Raw genomic sequence first — 19,065 nt, forward strand, 5'->3', positions numbered from 1 at the left:
ATGTCGACAGATCCCCCCGAGGGCGCGGCTTAAATTGGCGATGACAGTTCGTCAGATCATGACGACCAGGCCCCGAGCAGGACTGCGCCGGAATCCAGGATGCTCACCCGCCCCACTCGCGCCCGGGCACGATCGGCACGCAAACGTCGAGGTGGCCGTCCCGCCCACTCCACCCCCTCGGACAACCCCCGCAGGCCCGACCACGATCTGCCGCAACCCCAACACCGTGCCGCCGCTCGCGAAGCCGACCACCAGATCCCCGCCGCGACCTGCACGGCGTCCTCCTCATCCACCCAGCTGTCCGTCGTCATCTTCACCGCTCTTCCCTCTCCACCAGTCCCGCATCCGGCCGGAAGGGCGTTCCCGCCCCAGCCGAATCCGGTCCGTGTTCGCGGTCAGTTCCCGTTGATCTCGGGAAAGCCGTACTCGCCGTCCGGCTCAGCCCCTGCGCCGGTGCCGCCGCATTCCGGGCCTTCGGCGGGCGCCGTCCCTCCGGACACCGCGCCCTTCTGTCCTTCCGTCGCCCCGCCGTCCTTCTCGGCCAGGGATTCCTCCGCCTCGGGCTTGGCCAGGATCACTGGCTTGACGCCGTCGATGATCGACTTCAGGTCTTCGCCGGTCGGCAGCTCCTTCACCTTGGCGAAGTACTCCACCAGGTCCTTGTGGTAGCCGGCCTCCAGCGCGAGGCGCTCCCGCAGTCCGCTGCCCACGGCCGTCGCCGCCGACCTCTCCAGCGCCTTGACGCTGCCCGCGGCCTCTTCGCGCACGAGTTCCGCGAAGACCACCTCCACCTGCATGCCCTGCAGCAGCATCGGCCCGTACTGCACGCCGCCCGCGGTCATGCTGGCGAAGTAGTGGAACTTCGGAAGGGTCGCGATCCGATCCGGGTCGACCCGGTCGTGCCACTCCGCCGCGACCAGCCGCACCGCCGACGACGAGCCAGCCGTGCTGCTCAGCGCCGACGCGTTCTGCAGCACCGAGTCCCGGGTGCTCTGCGAGACCCGCTGCAGCAGCTGCGTCATCATGTGCACCCGCAGCCCGAACTTCGCGAGCTGCTCGGTGAACGATGCGATCACGCCACCGGTGGCCTTGTCGAAGCTGATCAGCTCGTCGACGAACAGGTGCCACTCCGGCCGCTGACCCACCGGCAGGTCCTCCCGGGACCGCCCCGCCCGGAACAGGTCGTTGACCAGCAGAGCCGTCAGCAGCGCGTCCGTCGGCCCGGTCCCGGCCGGGCAGATCCACACGAGCTTCGACTCGTCCATCGCCGCCCTGGCGTCGTAGCCGCTCGTCGGCGAGCCCAGGAAGGCCAAGGCGACCGGGTTGGCGGCCAGCCGCGTGATCGGGTTGATGATCACCGCGCGGGCAGCCGGGTCCATCCGATCGTAGGTGGTGATCCACCACTGCCGCTGCGACGTGGGCACGTACTCCAGAATCCTGGTCCGGAACGTCTTGTCCTCCAGTAGCGACGGGAGCTGGAAGAGCGTCGCCTGCGCCTGCGGCACCTGCCTGCGCACCGCGAACCGGTTGTAGGACACCAACGCCTCCACCGCCTTGACCAGCAGGGTCAGACCGCGCGGTGTGTGGGCGTTGTCCCAGTTCATCGCCGAGCTCAGGCTGTCGACCACCGCGGTGACCACCTCGTGCGGCTCCTGGCCGCGCTCCATCCCCAGCGGGTTCCACGTCGGCACCCGCGTGCTGCGCCCGGTCAGGTCGACCTTGCACACCCGGCCCGCCAGTTCCTTGTGAGCGAGGTAGGGGGCGACGTGCCCCCAGGAGTCGCCGTGCGGGTCGATGAAGCCGACCCCGTAGCCGGCCAGCGCGAGCGCGAGCGCCTGGACCTCGGCGGTCTCGGTCTTGCCGTACCGCGAGCGGCCGACCTTGAGGGAGAAGAAGAACTCCGCGGCCGGAACCGACAGGATGCGGCGGTGCCCGTCGGGGTCGGTGAGGATGCCCTGCGGCACCAGCGGCTCGCGCAGCTTGTAGGTGGGCAGCTGGGAGGCCATCACCGGCAGGATGCAGTGCGTGGTGACGGGCTTGAGCATGCCATGGAGCTCGCCGACGGCGACCTGAGAGGGCTTGCGGGAGGCGACCTTGCCGGTGTTCCACCGGCGGTCGAAGTGCTGGCGGCGGCCGGTCATGTCGGCGGTGAACCGCCACTTTGCGAAGCGCTGGGCGTCCTCGGTCCAGGTGCTGGTGCCGCCGAAGACGTCGAGCGCGGCCGAGAGCCGGGCCATCGTCGTCTCCGCCCGCCCCTCCTTGTCGCTGACGCAGCGCACCAGGAGCTGGGTACGCAGCAACTGCCGGTCGGAGGCCGAGAAGCGGCCCAGCACCTTCTCGGTCTCCAACGGCTGCACCCGCGCGGGCATCGGGGCCAGCCGGCGCGGGGCCTGCTGCTCGGGGTCCAGGAGCCGGCCGAGCTGGTGCTGCCAGGAGTCCTCGATCTCGGCAGCATCCTGCGCAGTACGCCGGCCTTCCTTCTTCGCCCACTTGCGCTGGCGCTCCCGGGCGTCCTGCATCACCTGCCACCGCTTGAGCAGCAACTGCCACCGGGGTATGCGCCGCAGGTCCAGGCAGAGCTCGGCGAGGTCGCCGTGATCGGCGCTGACGTCGGCGACGGCGCCGACGATGCCCTGCAGCGGATCGGGGACCATCGGGACCTTGCGCAGTAGGCCCGTCTCCGATCCGACGAGGTGGAACTCCGCGCGGACGGTGTGCTCACGTGTCTCGTCCTTCGGAATCGGCTCCTCGGAGATGACCACCCCCGGGTACTGGGAGGTGCGCAGCACCTGGCGGGCGGAACCGGAGGCCTCCACCGACATCTCCAGCGGGACCGAGCCGTCGGCACGGAACCGGATCCGGGCCGAGCGGCCGGCCCGCGGCGCCCACCAGGGGCCGGAGTTCGCGGCTCGGACGACCTGCATCGCGTAGCGCACCAGGTGCTCGTCCTGCGGGTCGAAGCCGGGCGAAGGGGTAAGCACGAAGCGCACCCGGTCGGCCAGGGCCTTCGCGATCAAGCGCCGGTGGACGATGAACCCGGCCACGGCGAGCGGCGTCGCGGCGGCGATCAGCCCGGGGAAGTTTCGGCTGGTCCACGCCACAGCGTCGACCAGCCACAGTGCGGCCAGGTGGCCGATGTGGATCGCGGCCGCGAGGAGGCTGCCGTCACCGGCCGCGGCGGCCAGCAGGGTCGGATTCATCGGACGGGCTCCCAACCGGTAGCGGTACGGGTGACGGCGAGCATGCCGGGGCGCCGGTCCTGGTAGGCGCCGGACGGGTCGGCTCCCGCCCACAGCAGTTGGACGATCACGCGGCCCTCCGCGGTGTGGGCGGAGAACGCCTGCATGCGGACCTGGGTGTAGGGACGCAGCGGGGTGCCCGCCGGTGGGAAGTAGGAGGGGAACTGCTCGCGGCCCTCCCCGGTGGTTTCCGCCGTCCACACCCGCACCGCGAGTTCGCGCACCTGCGCGGCGTCCTGCGCAGACAGGTCGCCCGGGTGGTTCGCCACGAACTCCGCTTCGATCCGGGCGTCGGCGGCCGGACCGTCCGCAGCGGCCGGAGCGCCGGACGGTGGCACCTCGGAGGCGGTGCCCGTCCCCGAAGGGGTGCCGATTGCCGAGGCGGAGGGCAAGGCCGATGGCTCGCCCGCAGGCGAGCCGACTGCCGCGGACTGCCGCTCGGCGTCCGGTGCCGCCGGTGCCGACGCGGCCGGGGCAGCACCCTGGGCTTGTGTGCCCGACGGGCGGGTGCCCCGGAGGCCGGGGGCCAACAGCGCGAGCGCGATGACGACAAGGAGCGCGGCCCCGACGAGGGGGAGCAGCACGCGGGGCCGCCCGGCCTGGTCCATGATCTTCCTTTCAGAGGACACGGGCACCGCCCGCGTAGTTGTAATTCCAAACCGCTTGCTGCTTGACGTTGTCGCCGGGCTTCGGCGCGGCGATCATCTGGCCGCCGCCGATATAGAGGCCGACGTGGTAAATCGCGGAATCGCTGCGGCTGCCGTCGGGCGCGAAGAACACCATGTCGCCCGGCTGCAGAGCATCCAGGCCGGCGGAGGCAGGGATGCGGGTACCGACTCCGGCCTGGTCGGACGCCAGCCGCGGCAGGTGAATCCCGACCTGTCCGAAGGCGTAGAGCATCAGCCCCGAGCAGTCGAACCCGGTGACCGTGCGGCCGTCCTGCCCACCGTCCGAGCAGCAGATCCCGGTCGACTTCCCCTGCTCGTTTCCGCCGCCCCAGGAGTAGGGGACACCGATCTGGCTGCGCGCCGCGGCGATCACCTTCTGCGCCCGCTCCGACGCCGGGACGCCCGACCCGCCGTCGCCCGCCCCCAGCGCCAGGAACTGCTGGCGCCAGTTGAGGACCTCGTTCACGTACGCCGTACTCGCGTTGTACTGGTAGATCGCGGCGTTCAGCTGCTTCGGGTCCGTGAGATCCCGCCCGTTGCCGCACACGTACAGGGCGGCGGCCATCGCCGCGTCGTCGATGTTCTGCGGGTTGGCCCCGCCGCCGGGCCGGATCTTTCCGGCCAGGCCCGCGAAGGTGGCCGGCAGAAACTGGAGCGGGCCGACCGCGGCGTCGTACTGCGCGTTGCCGTCCCAGGCCCCCTTGTCCGTGTCGTAGACCGGCGTCCTATTGCCGCCCGCTCCGGAGCCGTCGAGGATCGGCCCGACGATCGGCGGGGTGATCAGGCCGTCCGCCGCGATCTCGTGGCCGGCCGCCTGCGTCGACTCGACCTGGGCGAGCGCGGCGAGCAGGGCCCAGTCCAAGCCCTTGCAGGACGGCGACAGGGTGGGCATCGCCGCCACGGCCCGGTTGTAGGCGTCGAGCATCCGCTGGGGGATACCCACGCTGTTGCCCACCGGCGCGGGATTCGAGGACTCGATGTCGTCGAAGATCGCCACGAGCCCGAGCAGGCCCGCGGCGGCGAGGAGCAGCAGCATCAGACCGCTGCACCCAAACCGGCGCAGCCTCTTCGGCATCACAGCAGGTCCCCGGCGTCGAAGTCCGGTTCGGCACCCGGGGCGTCACCGCCGTCGGTGTAGCCACCGAACATGCCGTCCCACACCACGTCCTCGCCGGCACGCTCCGCGGCGGCATCCATCCGGGCCCGCAGCGATTCGAGCGCGAGGTCGCGCCCGCTGGGCAGCGACTCGTCCCGCCACGTCCTCGGCGCTGTTGCGACCTCGGCCTTGTCCAGCGTGACGGGCGGGTCGGTCGGGGCGGGCACCGCTGAGGCCTCGCCCGCCTCGACCACCGACGCCGCAGGCAGCACCTCCGTGTCAGCCACCGGCTCCCCCTCGGGGAAGGCACCCGGACCGAGCGCCGCCGCCAGGTCGCCGCGCGACCCGGCCTCACGGCCCACCGGCGACTTCGACATCGGCGCGGACGGGATCCAACCCGATTCCTCCGGCACACCGCCCAGGTCATCAAGGCCGTCCGCCGACACGTCGACCATCCGCACCACCGGCACACCCCGCCCGTCCGGATCGGACACGCCGGTCGGGCCCGCGTAGAACATGGCCGCCGTCGCCGCATTTCGCGCGGCGCCGCGGCCGTGCTCGTACACCCAGCCCGCGCCCTGCGACGCGACCCGCAGCGGGGCGTCCATGCTCTCCCAGCCGGCCCGCTGGTCGGCCAGGTGCCCGGAGAGCTCCCCGCTGTAGTGCTGCCACTGGCCGTGGACGGCCCCAGCAACGCGACTGCCGCCCTGCCGCAGCCGGGTGAAGGTCGCGCCCCAGCCCAGCGGCGAGACGTCGTAGCCGAGCCGGCCGAGCTGCCCGACGCGGATCGCCAGCCGGCCCGCCCGAGTGGTCAGCAGCTGGTTGTGCAGCAGATGTCCCCACGGGGTCGGCTGCGAGGGGTCGTGCAGCACCTCGCCGGTCACTCCGTCCACGAGCATCCGGCCGGAGCCGTCGTTGACGGGCTTGCGGCGCCGCGCCATGACGTGCTCGGGCAGCGGGTTGCCTACGACGGCGTGATGCGCCATCCGCACCGGGGTGGCGAGCTGGTGCATGCCGCGCCGCAGTTCGCCGAAGGCCCCCATGACCATGCCTGCCGCGTTCATCGGACCGAGGTCCGGCGACGCCATCGACGCAAGCCCCGACTGGATCCGCGCCCGGCGCAGCATCGCCGCGTGCACCGGCGACTGAGCACCCAGCGCCCCGAATCCACCGCCCCCGCCGATCGCTCCGCCGCCAGCCAGGCCCAGGCCGCCCGACGGCATCATCGCGCCACCCGCGCCGTAGCCCAGGTTCGACATCACGTGCGACATCGCCATGCCCAGGCGCGAGGAGTCCTCACCCAGTCCGGCGGAACCGCCGATCTTGGCGTACTTCATCCGCTCCGCGAAGCGGTCGCCGATTCGGCTCGCGCTGGCCAGCAACCGCCGGTGGAAGATCATCAGGACCAGGCCGACCGCGCACATCAGCAGCATTCGCTGAAGCATCACCGTGTTGTGCTGGTCGGTCATGATCGCGTTTACGGTGATCCCGAACGCCGGCAGCATCATCGACACCGTGAACGCCACAGCCGCCGATGCCATGAACGTCCCCGCCCATTTCCACAGCGCGGCCCGGTTGGAACCCGGGAGCTGTGCCCAGATCAGGGCCAGCGGCGTCATCGTCGCGGCGCCGACGTCGGCGAACTGCGTGCCCAGGTGGACGAAACTCATGCTGAGGATCACCGCGGCGATCATCAAAGCCGTCAGCAGGACCAGGCAGGCACCGAACACCCGGTCCCAGTTCGAGTTGACGGCGAAGTTCTTCGCCATCTTGCCCTCGTCGCCGTGCTTCTCCAGCTCGCCCAGGAACTTGTCCCAGGCGCTCTGCTGGCACAGCTTGTCGCCGCCCAGCCAGGACAGCCCGCAGCCCTCCGTGTCCTTGATCTCGCCGTGGATCCACTGGCGGTGGACCTCCGCCAGCGCCCGGATGTTGCCGTTCTCGCTCTTCGGGTCCAAGATCGCGCCGTACTGCAACAACTGGAACGGCTGGACGACGAGGGTGCGGGTCAGCATGACCCTCATCGGGCACGACGGGTCCTTTTTGTCCGCGTCGCTCGTACAGCCCTGCTGGTCGCCGGCGGCGTCGGCGACGATCTGCCCGGCCTCCGTCGCCGCCGCCGAAACCTGGGCCACCGGCCCCTCCGGGCCGAGGATCGCCCGCGGCGTCAGGGTCGGCAGCACCATGAGCCCGCCGATCACCAGCGTCAGCAGGATCTCGCCCACACCCTTGGCGACCTTGCCCCGCATGATCCACACGCAGCCAAGCGCGAACGCGCCGGCGACGAACAGGAAGGGCAACTGCAGGTCGAAGGTGGCGTTCAGGCCCAGGTACCAGCCGACCCGGTCCGCGGTGTTGACCAGCCCCGACACGATCGGAAACTCGAAGACCCACTTCAGGACCATGCACATCAGCCCGACCACCAGCCGCACCAGCGAGAAGATCGCGGTGATCAGCAGGTTGCAGATGTGCGAGCGCAGATCGGTCACGCCGCCGGGGTTGCTGCGCAGCTCATAGTTGTCCAGCGGCACGCCCTCGCTGCTCGTGACGTTCAGCGGCGCGAGGATGCCGCCGCGCTCGGAGCCGTCGTCCGCACCCGCGACGCTGGCCCCGACGATCAGGAACAGCACCACCATGCCGGCCGTCCACAGCGCGGTGCGCCGCCCCGGCCAGTACGGCGCCACCCAGACGCGCACCGTGGCGCAGATTCGCAGGGCCCGCCGGACGGCCTTGCGCAGCGTGCCGATCATCGCGATCCCTTTTCTCCGAGACGCTTGGTCAAGGTGGTGGGGCGGGTGTCGCGCCGTCCGGCGGAGGGGGCGCGCTTGGCGGCGGGGCGGCGGGTCTGCCCGCCGCTGGGCGTGGTGCTGATGCCGGACCTGATCCGGTCGACCGGCGGGATGACAACCTGGATCCGGCCGACCTGCCGGGCGGAGTCGCGCAGGAGCATCTCGCCTTCGCGGCCGGCCATCCCGGCGGGCGACAGCCCGGAGGTGACCAGGCGTACCGCCTGCTCGTCGTCGGGCGACAGCCCGAGGAAGGCCAGCCCCTTGCGGGCGAGCTCCCGGTCGGAGGTCCGCGCCAGGAACCGGTAGGACAGCAGGCCGCGGACCGTTTCGTCGCCCAGGTCGTCGCGGTCGTGGCCACCGAGCATCACGGCGGCGCGGTGCTTGCGGCCGTCGTGGACGATCTCCGACACCAGGGAGTGCCCTTCGTGACTGCTCGTCAGCCAGTAGCACTCGTCGAAGACCAGCGCGCAGAACCGCTCCTGGTCGGTGAACGCCGCCTGCCGGGCGACTGCGGCGATCAGGTACAGCACCGCGCGGCCGATCAGCGCCTCCAACGGCTGCGCTCGCAGGATCTCGGGGTTGCCCAGCGCTTCCTTCGGGGGCAGCTTCAGGCCGCGGGTGGTGATGACGACCAGGTCGGCGTTCAGGTCGCCGCTGAGCGACAGCGCCGGCAGCGACTCGTCGAACACCAGCCGCGCCAGGGGTGCGTCGGCGACGATCCGCAGCATGTCCAGGACGCCGAGCGCCTCCTGCCCGCGCGGTCCCTCTTCGGCGGCCAGGGCCTCTAGCTCCTCCATGACCCGGGCCATCGCCGGCCGCTCGGAGCGGGCGGCGGCCTTGACGGCCCGGTCCAGCACCGCGCCGGCCGCCGTCATCGGCCCGATGCCCAGCTGCAGCGTCAAGTACGAGAAGGCGGCGTGCTCGCCCTGACCGCGCGGCAAGACCCGCAGCGGGTCCAGCGACAGCTTCGCCTCAGAGGCGTCGATCACCTGGCACCGGCCCGGCGCCGCCTCCCGGGCGAAGGTGTCCCACTCCCGCAGCGGGGTGCGGTCCACCACGATCGCCCGGTGCCCGCGGTCGACCAGGCCGACCGTCAGCATCTTCAGCAGCACGCTCTTGCCGCTGCCGAGGTCGCCGATCACGCCCAACGACGCGGAGACGTTGCGCAGCACCGCCATCGCCAGGTCGAGCAGCACCGGCCGCCACGTGCCCGTGTCGCGGCTGATCCCGATCATCGGTCCGGTCGTGTCCCCGATGACGCCGCCGGTCAGGGCACCGCCCATCGCCCAGTCCTCGGTCAGCTGGTACTGGGTGTACTCCCGGAGCCGACCCGCCGGCCCGGCGCCGGGCAGGCCGAAGGCGAACAGATGCGCTTGTGAGCCGCGCGGCCGTACCAACCGGTAGTTCACGCCCGCGAGCTGCGACTTCAGGTCCCGGGCACGGCGGTCGCATCCCTTCGGGGTGGACCCCCACACGCTCAGAATCGTCACCGACTGCACCTCGCGCTCCACGGAGTTCGCGCCGAGCAGCGCCTCCTCCTCACCCAGCTCCTCGGCGGATCCGAAGAGCGAGTTCGGAGTGCCCTCCGGGTGCGCCGACCACTGCTCGGCCTGGTCGATGAGCTCGCGTTTCTTCTTCGCGATCTGCTGGCGGGCCTTGGCACCGTCGACGATGTCCAGGTCGATCACCGCGTCGACCGGGTAGTCGAGCTGCTCCAGCTGTGCCAGGACGTCCGCCGACCGGGCGGCGACGCGCCGCGGGATCTCGCTCAGCGCGAGGTGGGACTGGTAGCCGAAACCCTCCTCGGTCTCAACCTCCAGCCAGAGTTTGTCGAACGCCGCGCCGGTCACGCGATTGAACAGGGAACGGGTCCCGCGGACCACCGCCGGGCTGGTGCTCTGGCCGCCCTCCTGCAGCCGGACCTGGCCCAGGTCCGCGTAGGAGGGGGAGCGCAGCACCCCATTGAGCATCCGGCCGCCGCGCAGCCCCGACTGCTCCGCCTCGATCAGCAGCGGCTCGCCCATCCCGCGGCGCACCGAGTGCTCGTGCACCCACACGATCTCGGCGGGCTTGGCGCGGCGGATCGACAGCCCGCCGCCGAAGCTTGCCTCCACCTCTGCGGCGGCCGCCCTGTATGCCCGCACCTCGTCCCGGGTGACTGGGGGAGCGGGCTCGCCGACCGACTCCCCGAGCTGGGCCCAGGCCGAGCCGGCGACGGCGGCAAGCTGGGTACCGCGGTCGCCGACTCGCAGGGGAACGGCGAGCCACAGGGTCCGGCGGTGCATCTCCGTGCCGTTGAGCAGTTGGAGGGTGGCGTGCGCGGTCTCGGCGGCCGCGGGGTAGCGCTCGATGTCGACGCCCTCGGTCATCTGCAGGGCGACCTCACCCGGGTCGACGGCGGCGCACAGCGAGTACACCCGGGCGGTGCCCTCCAGGGACCGCACCAGGGAGGTGACGCGGCTGAGGATCTCCTCGCGCTCCAGGGCGGGCGCGTACCGTGAGCCGATCGGCTGCAGGCGCCACATCGCCCAGACCGTGCCGGACGTGGACCACGTCAGGTGGCCGTGGATGTGCCGGATCGGAATCCTCATCGGGAAGTCCCCCTTGTGTCGTGCGTGGTGCTGTCGCTCGCCGCGGCGAGAAGAAGTTCGAGTGCTGTGGGCACCGGACCGGCGGTCGGGGCTTCGGCAGGGGCTGTGCGGCGGCCGCCGGCGGCGGTTGGAGCTGGCGGGGCAGTGGTGGCAGGGGTCCGTACGCGGCGGGCGCGGCCCCGGTCGGACTTCGCGGGTACCGCCGGCCGCGTGGGGCGGGAGAGGGCGACAGCCAGTTCCGGCTCCTGCGGCAGCGGAGTGGTGACGCGCTCCGGGACCGGTACGTCGTTGTCGGCCTCTTCGATGCCGAAGCCGCCTCGGAGCCAGTGCCCAGCGACCGGGCGCACCGGCCGGCCGCCGATCCGCCCGCCGCGAGGGGCGACGATCAGCGAGGCCGCGTCCAGGACGGCCGGGCCGAAGGACCGTCCGCCCACCCGGGAGTGCCGCGCAGCCCAGATCGCCCCCGCCCAGACCACGACCGGGAAGGGCCCCAGGGCCGGCGCCCACCAGCTGACGGTTTTGATGAGGGTGAACGCGCCGACGCTGGCGATGATCAGCTGCGGCGGCGTGTACGGCCCCATCGGGAGACGGAAGTCGCCCAGCCTGCCCAGCACCCACGGGTGCCGACGGGCCCGGGTGTAACTGCGTCCGACCTTGGGCTGCGCGGCGCTGCTCACAGCTGGGCCTGGAAGACCGGGGGCAGCTCACGCGCCCCCGCGTCCTGGACCGTCTTGGAGACCGAGCCCGCTGCCATGCCCGGGTCGCTGAACTCGGTGTTGATGATGTTGCTCAGCGAGCCGCGGCCGGTGAACACGGCCCAGCACAGGACCAGGCCGATGACGGCACCGAGGCCGGCCTTGATCGACATCTTCCGGATGACCTGGATGCAGCAGATCAGCACCAGGGCGATGAGCAGGAACTTGCTCACCCAGTCCAGGAGGGTCACCGACCAGTTGTCGCCGATGTTCTTGAGAGCGCCGGCCAGCATGACTTCGTGCATCAGTTCACCTCGTGCGAAGCGGTCGGCGCCGGAGCGGCCGGGGAAGCGGGGGAGGAAGAAGGAGAGGCGGAGGCGGCGGCCGCGGTCCCCGCAGGCGCGACGGCGGCGATCTCCCACCGGCCGGCCCGGGCCTTGAGCTGCAGCGGGTAGGCCAGCGGCCATTGCCCGGCGGAGTCGGTTGCGCGGACATGGGCCAGCACCTCAAGAACGGCACCGTCCACCGGGTTCGCCGGGACGGTCGTACGGGCGGACAGCGTCTGCAGCTCGACCTTCCGGTAGACGGCTCCGGCGGCCGGAATCTTCATCCCCGGGGACAGGTAGCGGGAGGACTCCCCGACACCTGTCAGGTATGCGTCCAGGTACTCGGCGACGGCCTGCTGGAGAGGACCCGGCTGGACCTGGACGCCGTAGGGGCGGTTCGCCTCGTCGGGCCCCGACAGGGCCAGCGGGCCGGACACCTGGGCCGGCGCCGAGGTGACGGCCAGTGCGTCGGGCGCACCCGCGCTGGAAGCCCCGCGCACCATCGACACCGGCACCGCGTAGTAGCGGACGGCCAGCCCGTCGGCCGCCTGCGACTCCCGGCCGCCCTGCGACGGCGAGGGCTGCGACAGCGCCCCCGGCTGCTGCGACGGCTGCGCGGACGCGTCTGCATCGGCCGGTGCAGCGACCCGGACGGTCGCAGCGACCGTCACCATCCACGTGCGACCGCCCATCGACTGCGATCGCACCGCGGCTACTCTCTGTACCGACATCGGAGTCTTGTCGGAAGGCTGCGGGAGATCGACACCGGGGGCCATCGAGTGCACGGCGTCCGTCGCAGTCCCCGACCGCGCGCTGCTGCGCAGCCACAGATCGACGAACACCTCCGCGTAGCCCGTCGGTTCGGGGACCACGGTGGGCGCGGGCACCGCCGCCTGGGCCACCGGCTGCCCCAGCGCGTTCGTCATGGGCACGATGGCTGCCAGGGCGAGCGGGCCGCAGGCGATCGACGCCCACAGAACGTAACGACCGGCGCGGGCCAGCCGGCCCCGACGGCGCAGTTGGTCTGCTGCGAGCACGGGGGCGCCGGGTGCCGCGTCACGCGGACTCCGGCGCCGGGAAAGCATGGACATCAGGTCCCTCTCGGATGGTCGACTCAAGTGGTCGACCAGAGGAAACCCGACGGCTCTCACCGGTTTTCTGCCCGAACGAGGCCCTTTCGGTAACGGCTGTACAACGCCGCCCGGTGAGTTTGGAAATACCCTCTGACCTGTGGTGGGGAGTTTGCGCGACCAAACTCACCGGCCCGCGCAGCGCCCCGTGGGCCAAACTCACCGGCCCGCGCAGCGCCCCGTGGGCCAAACTCACCGGCTTGCGCAGCGCCCCGTGGGCCAAACTCACCGGCTTGCGCAGCGCCCCGTGGGCCAAACTCACCGGCCCGTCCTGCGGACCTTCCCCGAACTCACCGGTCCGCCTCTGCAGCTCTTGCCGAAACTCACCGGCCCACGTCAGCGGCGGTACCGGAACTCACCGGCCGGCCGCTGCTGCGCCGTCACCGAAAGCGACCGCTGCCACTACCGGTCCGGCGGGCGGGCGACCCGGCCGCCGGACGGCGCCGTGCGACTGGAGGCGTCCAAGGGACACCTGCGATCGCCGATGCAGCTCCCGGTCCCCCGCCTTCGCACGACCGTCCGGCCGGGGACCCGGGACGCGCTGCTCCGCGCCGGCCGACCGGACCCGGAGCGCCTACCGTCCGGTGCAGGCGGAGCCGCCGGAGAATCGCACCACCGGGGAGCCGCTACACCGAGTAGCTGCATCGGGGGGTGCAGATCGCACACGGCCAGCTCCTCCGACCGCGCCCGAGCAGCTGGTGCTGGACCTGCTCCTGCGCCGGCGCGAGCAGTGCCGCTGCCTCTGCGACAACGCGGTGCGACGGTAGGACAGTGCGACTGCGACCGGCGGACGAGGGCACGGCGTCGGGGCAACGGCCGGTGCACCGGGCCGAGCCGGACGCCGCCCCGGGAGCCCGCCCCCCGCGGCCCACCCAACGGGACGGGCGGCACCCGCCAGGACATCCTCGCGAAGGTCGGTCCCGCCTACGCGGCCGTCAAGGCACTGTTGCCCCCCTCAGTCCTCGCTCTCGTCCGCTTCCGCATCGCCGATGAACACGCGAAGACCGTGGATGCCTTGGAGCAACTGGATGACGCACGACTCCACCCGGCCCAGAGCACGGCGGACCCCATCCACCTCGCCGCGCTGGGCGCACATGTGGGCGCCCAGCGCGGTCACGGCGGTCACCACCGCGGCCCAGGCCGTGAACTGCGCCGGCGGCGCGTTCTCCGCATCCGGGTCCTCGGGGTCAAGGAGATGGAGCGCCGTCCTCTCCAGCCGGGAGACCAAAACCGCGAGGGTGATCTCCCTGTCCGGCCCGACCACATCCATCCACCCCATGTACGCGTCACCGAGGACCGCAAGGTCGTCCTCGTCCGCGTTCGTCCGGGTCGTGGAAGCGAGTTCGAGCTCGGCCTTGGCGAGGAGACAGCCCAACAGCCTGGCGCGGTCCTCGTCCTGCGGGCCGGTCGGCCATAGCTCCGGGTCCATCACCGGCGCCGCCCCCAGTGCGACCAACGCCTCGTAGATCGCGTCCGGGCCCACCGGGTCCATGCTGTGGATACTCACCCCTCAGCTATTGCCGGTGCCGAGGCCCGGCACCGCCCCCGTACAGCTCCGTCACTCGCATGGCGCCGCAGGCGGGGGCCCGCCCGCCCGGGCGAGGACGGCCACGCGTTTACACCCAGGGCTCGACCAGCGCGATCAACCTTCGATGACGTGCACTCGCGCCCGTCAATATTTGACGGTATGCGATCAAAGATCGGTGGCGCAGGACACTTCTCACCGGTTCCCGCGAAACTCACCGGCCGCCGGCCACCGGCGTTATCCAGCCGTGACGTCTGCCGGGGAGAAGACCGGTGAGAGCCGAGAGGTTCCCTGACTCCCGACACGAAAACCGGCGACCAGGGAGTCTCCTTGACCAGCACCACCGACACCGGCCGAGCCGCCCACCGCCGCCCCGGCACCGGTTTCCTCAAGCGCGTCCGGGCGGCGCTGCGCCGCCCGGTCCGGCCCGGGCCAGCCACGGCGCCCACTCAGCAGCCGCAGGCCGAGACGACCGGAGCACCGACGGCCGTCGTCGTCGCGCGGCTCCACATCGCCACCGCCCTGCGAACCGGCCGGGTCGCCGACGCCGTCCGCCTGGCCGCCCTCCACGTTGACGACACCGACCGCCGCTTCGGTCCCGACCACCACCACACCGCCGAAGCCCTGGAGATCCTCGGCCAGGTCTACGTCCTGGCCGGCGAGCACCAGCGCGCCCTGCCCTGCTTCCTCAGCGCCTCGCACTACCGCAGCCGCTCCCCGCACGCCGCCGCCCCGGACGCGATCCCCGGCCTCGCCGAACTCGCCCACGCGGCCTTCGCCGCCACCGCCAAGGGCCACACCCGGCCGGCCGCCCACCGATCGGCGGTGGCGGCGTGAGCCTCAAGCCGGAAGTCCGCCGCGGCGGCGGGCTGCCTTTCGGCATGGTTGCCAACCTCTGGATGTGCGATCCCCGCTACTCGACCAACGCCCGGGTGCTCTACGCGATCCTCGTCAGCTACGCCGATACCCAGGGCCGCAACACCGCCCTCGGCCACCCCTACCGGCGCGAACTGGCCCGGCAGCTCGGCGTCAGCATCTCCACCCTCGACCGCACCCTGCTCGAAATGCAGGTCGCCGGGATGCTCACCATCGAAGAGCGCCTCGACCCGCTGCGCCCGGGCAACAACGACGCCTCGATCTACCACCTGTACGACGGCGGCGTGATGTGGCAGGGCACGACCGTCTGGAATGACCCCCTGCCGCCCGGCGTCAAGGCGGCGGACGCCGCCAAGGCCTTCCGCGCGCAGCGGGTGGAGGCCAAGAAGCGGGCCGGATACGAGCACCGCGGCGGCGTCGAGAAGGGCGTCAGCACCCGGGCCCTCGGCACCGCCCGCAAGCAGGAGGGTGGCGTCACCCACGACGCCACCCCGGGCGTCACCGGTGACGCCACCCTGGCGTCACCCACGACGCCCAATATCTACAGCCCTGTCCACACCCCTATTCCAGACGCCTCCCGAACGGCCGAAGGCCAGGCGACGCCTGGCTTCGCACGCGCACACGCGCGCGCGAACGCCCAGGTAGACGAGTCCGCCGACACCGGCGGCTGCGCCGCGACGACCAAAACGAGCCCCCGACCCCGAACTATCAAGACCACCGCTGCCCGTCCGCTGCTGGGGGAGGACGACGCCTACGCCGTACTTGACGCCCTCGGCCTCTGGGAGCGGGGGCGCACCCCGAAGCTGATCAGGGACCGGGTCCGCGACCTGCTGCGCCGCGGCCGCACCGCCGACCACATTCGGGCCCGCGTCAGCAGCGGCTGGCTCCGGGCCCAAGGCCCCGAGCGTGCCCTCCTGCCAGCCGACGACCCCGACGCGATCCGCCGCCCGGTCGGCTTCCTGGCCACCGTGCTGGAGATGGGCCACGACTGCGAGCGCCCTGACTGCGAGCTCGGCGTCCTCCTGGCCACCAACACCGAGTGCAGCGCCTGCGGCTTCCGACAGGCCGAACGCGCCGTTCTCCAGGCCGAAGCCAAGATCGCCGCGGATACCGCAGCGCTGCCCGCCGCGCCTCCGCGCGAACGCCGCGCGCCGCGGCCGCAGCTGCCGGAGCAGCCGTCCACCTGGTACTGCGCGATCTCCACCTGCCGCCGACCCGGGCTCGGCCCGGAACCCGACATCGCTCTCTGTCCCGACTGCCTGGAGCAGGCCCAGGACGCCGTCCGCCGAGCCGTCCGCTGAACCGGCCGCCCACCGGAGAACCACCCGATGCCCTCTCTGTTCCTCGCCGCCGCCGCGCTGCTGTTGCTGGCCGGTGCCCCCCTCGCACTCTCCGCCTTCCGGTGGGCCCGACCGCGCCCGCCGAGCGCCCCCGCCGCCGCCTTCGCGCCGCCGCGACCCGACCGACCGCCGCTGCCCCCGGCCTGGTACCGCAGCGCGTGGGCACAGACTGGGGAAGCCCTCGCGGCAGGCCGACCCGCCGAGGCCATCCGGCTAGGACACCACCTCGTCGATGCCAGTACCCGGGCCTTCGGCCCCGACCACCCCTACACCTGGTGGGCCTGGCAGCGGCTCACCGCGGCGCACCTCGTCGACGGCCTGATCGACCCCGGCCACCGGGACCGGACACCCCGCCGCCCCTGAAGGGTCGGCCCCCGGAGCGGAGGTCCGCTCCGCCCGCGCCCGCCGACGCTCCCGCGCGCCGTCGCCCGCACCCGCGCCCGGCGGCTACCATCCGCGCATGACCGAACGCGAGACGTCGTTTACCTCCCTCGACGGCATCCGGCTGAGCGGCACCCTCACCGGTGCCCAGGGCACAAGGAGAGGCATCGCCGTCCTGGTCCACGGCGCTGGCGTCACCCGGCACGAAAGCGGCTTCTTCGACCGCCTGGCCGCCGGCCTCGCCGCCGCCGGCGTGGAGTCGCTGCGCTTCGACCTGCGCGCCCACGGCCAGTCCGAAGGGCTGCAGCAGGAGATCACCATCGCCGGCATCGCCAACGACATCAGGGCCGCCGCCGACCACCTGCGCGAGATCGCCGGCACCCGGCTGCCGGTGCACGTCATTGCGGCGTCCTTCTCCGGCGGCGCCGCCGCGCTTCACGCCGCCGCCCGCCCGCAGGACGTGGCCGCCCTGGTCCTGCTCAACCCCCGCCTGGATTATAAGGACAGGTACCTCACCTCCCGCCCCTACGTTCGGGACGACTATCTCGCCCCCGACGCCGTGCGCGACCTCGACGCCAACGGCTACACCGAGCACTCGCCCTTCGCCCTCGGCCGGGCCCTGCTCAACGAGTGCCAGCACCTCGACCCCGACGCCTACCTGCCCCGCGCCGTCGCGCCGACCTTGATTGTCCACGGCACGAAGGACACCTTCGTCCCTATCGAGAGCACCCGCCGCTACCGCTCCGTCTTCGGCGGCCCCGTCACCGTCCACGAGCTCGACGGCTCCGAGCACGGCTTCGCCGTCCACAACGACCCCGGCTACGCAGACCCGCAGACTCAGGCATGGCAGGCCGAGGCGATCGCCCGAGTCTCGAGCTTCCTGGCGGCCTGGCCGCAGTAGCCAAGGCCGCCCAGAGTCGGCTCGCGGCAGCCGGTCAGCGCCGTCGCGGCCCCGGCGGCGAAAGGTCGGCGAGTTCGCTGCGCAGCCGCCGTACTGCCGTTCGCCGGCCGTGGCCGCTCAGGACGGCCGCAGTACGGCGCAGCTCCGCCAGGGCCTGCCCGAACCTGGGGCCGCTCACCAGCGGCAGGACGGCCAGCGCCGCCGCCGCTGCCGCGTCCGGTTCCCCCGCGCGGGCCAGCGCGCCGGCGTGCGTGGCACCGAAGAACGCGCGGTCCCGGGCGGAGAAGGCCGCTTGGGGCAGGTGCTGCTCGTACATCGCCACCGCAAGCTCCGGCCGGCCTGCCTCCCGCAGGCACAGCGCCCACTGAACCATGAGCCGCTCCAGCGTGTACCCCTCGCCGAGCGGTCCGGTGCAGGTCGCCGGAGCACTCGGCGAGGGGGCGGTAGCTACCTCCGCGACCGCCAGGTGGAGCAGTTCCTGCACCTGGTGGAGCGGGGCGCCGGTCAGAGCGAGCGCCCGGGCCTCCTGCTGGAGGGCCTCCGCACGAGGGCGAGGAGGCAGCCGGAATGGCCCCGAGTGGGCCGCCCGCGCGAGGTCACCCATCCTCGCGGGATCACCGGGGGATGCGGCCTGCGCTTTTCGCAGCAGGACGTAGGCGTGCATCGGGCTGTCGCCGGCCATGGTCGACCACTCCAGCGCCCGCTCGTGCCACACCGCGGTGAGCGGTGCCGGCCCGCCGGAGTCCCGGTGCAGCCACGCGATGAACTCCGCGGCCCTGGCCCCCAGCGCGAGCAGGTCCGTTCGTACCGGCCCGCGGGCCTGGGGGATGAGCCTCTCCAGAGCGTCGAGCACCGCCCCCACGTGCGGCAGCGCGACGCGAGGGCCTCCCTCGACGTCCAGAAGCGCGGCTCGGTCCACCTCGGCGGCGAGCAGGCCCAGCAGATCGCGGTCCGCGAACCGGGCGGGGTCCGCCAGCGCGGGCTTGAGCCGCTCGGTGAGCTCCCGCGATCCGGGCAGCCGGTGCCCGCCGGGGTGCCGGGGCGTACGCCGCGGGGCGAACCCGAGATCCTCCACCGGGGCCCCGAACACCGCCTCGATGACACTGCAGGCGTCGGGGTGCGGCCTGCCGGGGCGGGAGGACATCCACCTCTGCACCTGCCGAAGGGTGATCGTGGCGTCAGAGCGGAGCATGAGGGCGGTGCCCTCGAAAGCCGCCACGAAGTCCTGCTGCCTGGTCCACCCGAAGGCCGCGCAGGCGTCGATCAGGCGTTCGTTCCCCGAGCCCATGATCCTCCGAATCCCTTCAACGCGGCCCCCGCGACCACAGCGAGCGACGGATCAGCGTCCCGCTGTCGCGCTCGGTGGCGCCCGGAAAATGTCGTGCGAAATGACGTCGACACCCCTGAACACCGGTAGTGAGCTGTGCCCCGGACCGAAGGCGGGGCGACATGGACGACGTGTGGCTGCGGCACCTTGGCGCAGCGGGGAAGGAGCCGCGCGCTGCCGCGCG

At 72.3% G+C, this 19,065-nt stretch carries 14 protein-coding genes; 4 read left to right on the top strand and 10 right to left on the bottom strand.

Features of this window, described 5'->3' with window-relative positions; genetic code table 11:
• Positions 1-395: 395 nt before the first annotated feature.
• From ACIQF6_RS28710 to ACIQF6_RS28750, 9 genes are all read right to left on the bottom strand, one after another.
• Positions 396-3,200: an ATP/GTP-binding protein gene (locus tag ACIQF6_RS28710; protein WP_400900083.1), complete on the bottom strand. Its 2,805-nt coding sequence runs from the start codon at positions 3,198-3,200 to the stop codon at positions 396-398.
• Positions 3,197-3,631 (bottom strand): hypothetical protein, encoded by a 435-nt coding sequence (locus ACIQF6_RS28715; RefSeq protein WP_400900085.1) that lies wholly within the window; start codon positions 3,629-3,631, stop codon positions 3,197-3,199. Before ACIQF6_RS28715 ends, ACIQF6_RS28710 begins: the two co-directional genes overlap by 4 nt.
• 226 nt (positions 3,632-3,857) lie before the next feature.
• Complete coding sequence (locus ACIQF6_RS28720) at positions 3,858-4,943, bottom strand: C40 family peptidase (RefSeq protein WP_400900087.1); 1,086 nt, start codon at positions 4,941-4,943, stop codon at positions 3,858-3,860.
• A gap of 38 nt (positions 4,944-4,981) precedes the next feature.
• Positions 4,982-7,750 (bottom strand): hypothetical protein, encoded by a 2,769-nt coding sequence (locus ACIQF6_RS28725; protein WP_400900089.1) that lies wholly within the window; start codon positions 7,748-7,750, stop codon positions 4,982-4,984.
• Positions 7,747-10,380 (bottom strand): ATP-binding protein, encoded by a 2,634-nt coding sequence (locus ACIQF6_RS28730; protein ID WP_400900091.1) that lies wholly within the window; start codon positions 10,378-10,380, stop codon positions 7,747-7,749. Before ACIQF6_RS28730 ends, ACIQF6_RS28725 begins: the two co-directional genes overlap by 4 nt.
• Positions 10,377-11,057 carry a hypothetical protein gene (locus tag ACIQF6_RS28735; RefSeq protein ID WP_400900093.1) on the bottom strand — a complete coding sequence of 227 codons (681 nt, stop codon included), beginning with the start codon at positions 11,055-11,057 and terminating at the stop codon, positions 10,377-10,379. The genes ACIQF6_RS28730 and ACIQF6_RS28735 overlap by 4 nt, the downstream gene beginning before the upstream one ends.
• Positions 11,054-11,380: a hypothetical protein gene (locus tag ACIQF6_RS28740; RefSeq protein ID WP_400900095.1), complete on the bottom strand. Its 327-nt coding sequence runs from the start codon at positions 11,378-11,380 to the stop codon at positions 11,054-11,056. The genes ACIQF6_RS28735 and ACIQF6_RS28740 overlap by 4 nt, the downstream gene beginning before the upstream one ends.
• Positions 11,380-12,438, bottom strand: coding sequence for a conjugal transfer protein (locus tag ACIQF6_RS28745; RefSeq protein ID WP_400900097.1), 1,059 nt, complete (start codon positions 12,436-12,438; stop codon positions 11,380-11,382). Before ACIQF6_RS28745 ends, ACIQF6_RS28740 begins: the two co-directional genes overlap by 1 nt.
• Positions 12,439-13,486: 1,048 nt before the next feature.
• The gene (locus ACIQF6_RS28750; RefSeq protein WP_400900099.1) at positions 13,487-14,023 is read right to left on the bottom strand and encodes a hypothetical protein; all 537 of its coding nucleotides are present in this window, start codon (positions 14,021-14,023) and stop codon (positions 13,487-13,489) included.
• Positions 14,024-14,386: 363 nt separating this feature from the next.
• Between ACIQF6_RS28750 and ACIQF6_RS28755 the strand changes: the two genes are divergently transcribed.
• The 4 genes from ACIQF6_RS28755 (at position 14,387) to ACIQF6_RS28770 (ending at position 17,554) form a co-directional block, all read left to right on the top strand.
• The gene (locus ACIQF6_RS28755; RefSeq protein ID WP_400900101.1) at positions 14,387-14,893 is read left to right on the top strand and encodes a tetratricopeptide repeat protein; all 507 of its coding nucleotides are present in this window, start codon (positions 14,387-14,389) and stop codon (positions 14,891-14,893) included.
• Entirely contained in the window at positions 14,890-16,233 is a 1,344-nt protein-coding gene (locus ACIQF6_RS28760) for a hypothetical protein (RefSeq protein WP_400900103.1), read from the top strand. The genes ACIQF6_RS28755 and ACIQF6_RS28760 overlap by 4 nt, the downstream gene beginning before the upstream one ends.
• A gap of 27 nt (positions 16,234-16,260) precedes the next feature.
• Positions 16,261-16,635, top strand: coding sequence for a hypothetical protein (locus ACIQF6_RS28765; protein WP_400900104.1), 375 nt, complete (start codon positions 16,261-16,263; stop codon positions 16,633-16,635).
• Positions 16,636-16,732: 97 nt separating this feature from the next.
• Positions 16,733-17,554: an alpha/beta hydrolase gene (locus ACIQF6_RS28770; protein WP_400900106.1), complete on the top strand. Its 822-nt coding sequence runs from the start codon at positions 16,733-16,735 to the stop codon at positions 17,552-17,554.
• Positions 17,555-17,588: 34 nt separating this feature from the next.
• On the opposite strand, the gene ACIQF6_RS28775 is transcribed toward ACIQF6_RS28770, so the two are convergent.
• Positions 17,589-18,842, bottom strand: a complete 1,254-nt coding sequence (locus ACIQF6_RS28775) for an XRE family transcriptional regulator (RefSeq protein ID WP_400900108.1) — start codon at positions 18,840-18,842, stop codon at positions 17,589-17,591.
• Between the last annotated feature and the right edge of the window lie 223 nt (positions 18,843-19,065).

The sequence above is a fragment of the Kitasatospora sp. NPDC092948 genome (assembly GCF_044754805.1).
Classification (GTDB): Bacteria; Actinomycetota; Actinomycetes; order Streptomycetales; family Streptomycetaceae; genus Kitasatospora.

Coding starts and splice junctions, on each gene's coding strand:
- ACIQF6_RS28710 (WP_400900083.1), bottom strand. CDS start 3,200: ATGAATCCGACCCTGCTGGCCGCCGCGGCCGGTGACGGCAGCCTCCTC.
- ACIQF6_RS28720 (WP_400900087.1), bottom strand. CDS start 4,943: ATGCTGCTGCTCCTCGCCGCCGCGGGCCTGCTCGGGCTCGTGGCGATC.
- ACIQF6_RS28765 (WP_400900104.1), top strand. CDS start 16,261: ATGCCCTCTCTGTTCCTCGCCGCCGCCGCGCTGCTGTTGCTGGCCGGT.
- ACIQF6_RS28775 (WP_400900108.1), bottom strand. CDS start 18,842: ATGGGCTCGGGGAACGAACGCCTGATCGACGCCTGCGCGGCCTTCGGG.
- ACIQF6_RS28725 (WP_400900089.1), bottom strand. CDS start 7,750: ATGATCGGCACGCTGCGCAAGGCCGTCCGGCGGGCCCTGCGAATCTGC.
- ACIQF6_RS28730 (WP_400900091.1), bottom strand. CDS start 10,380: ATGAGGATTCCGATCCGGCACATCCACGGCCACCTGACGTGGTCCACG.
- ACIQF6_RS28770 (WP_400900106.1), top strand. CDS start 16,733: ATGACCGAACGCGAGACGTCGTTTACCTCCCTCGACGGCATCCGGCTG.
- ACIQF6_RS28750 (WP_400900099.1), bottom strand. CDS start 14,023: ATGGACCCGGTGGGCCCGGACGCGATCTACGAGGCGTTGGTCGCACTG.
- ACIQF6_RS28740 (WP_400900095.1), bottom strand. CDS start 11,380: ATGCACGAAGTCATGCTGGCCGGCGCTCTCAAGAACATCGGCGACAAC.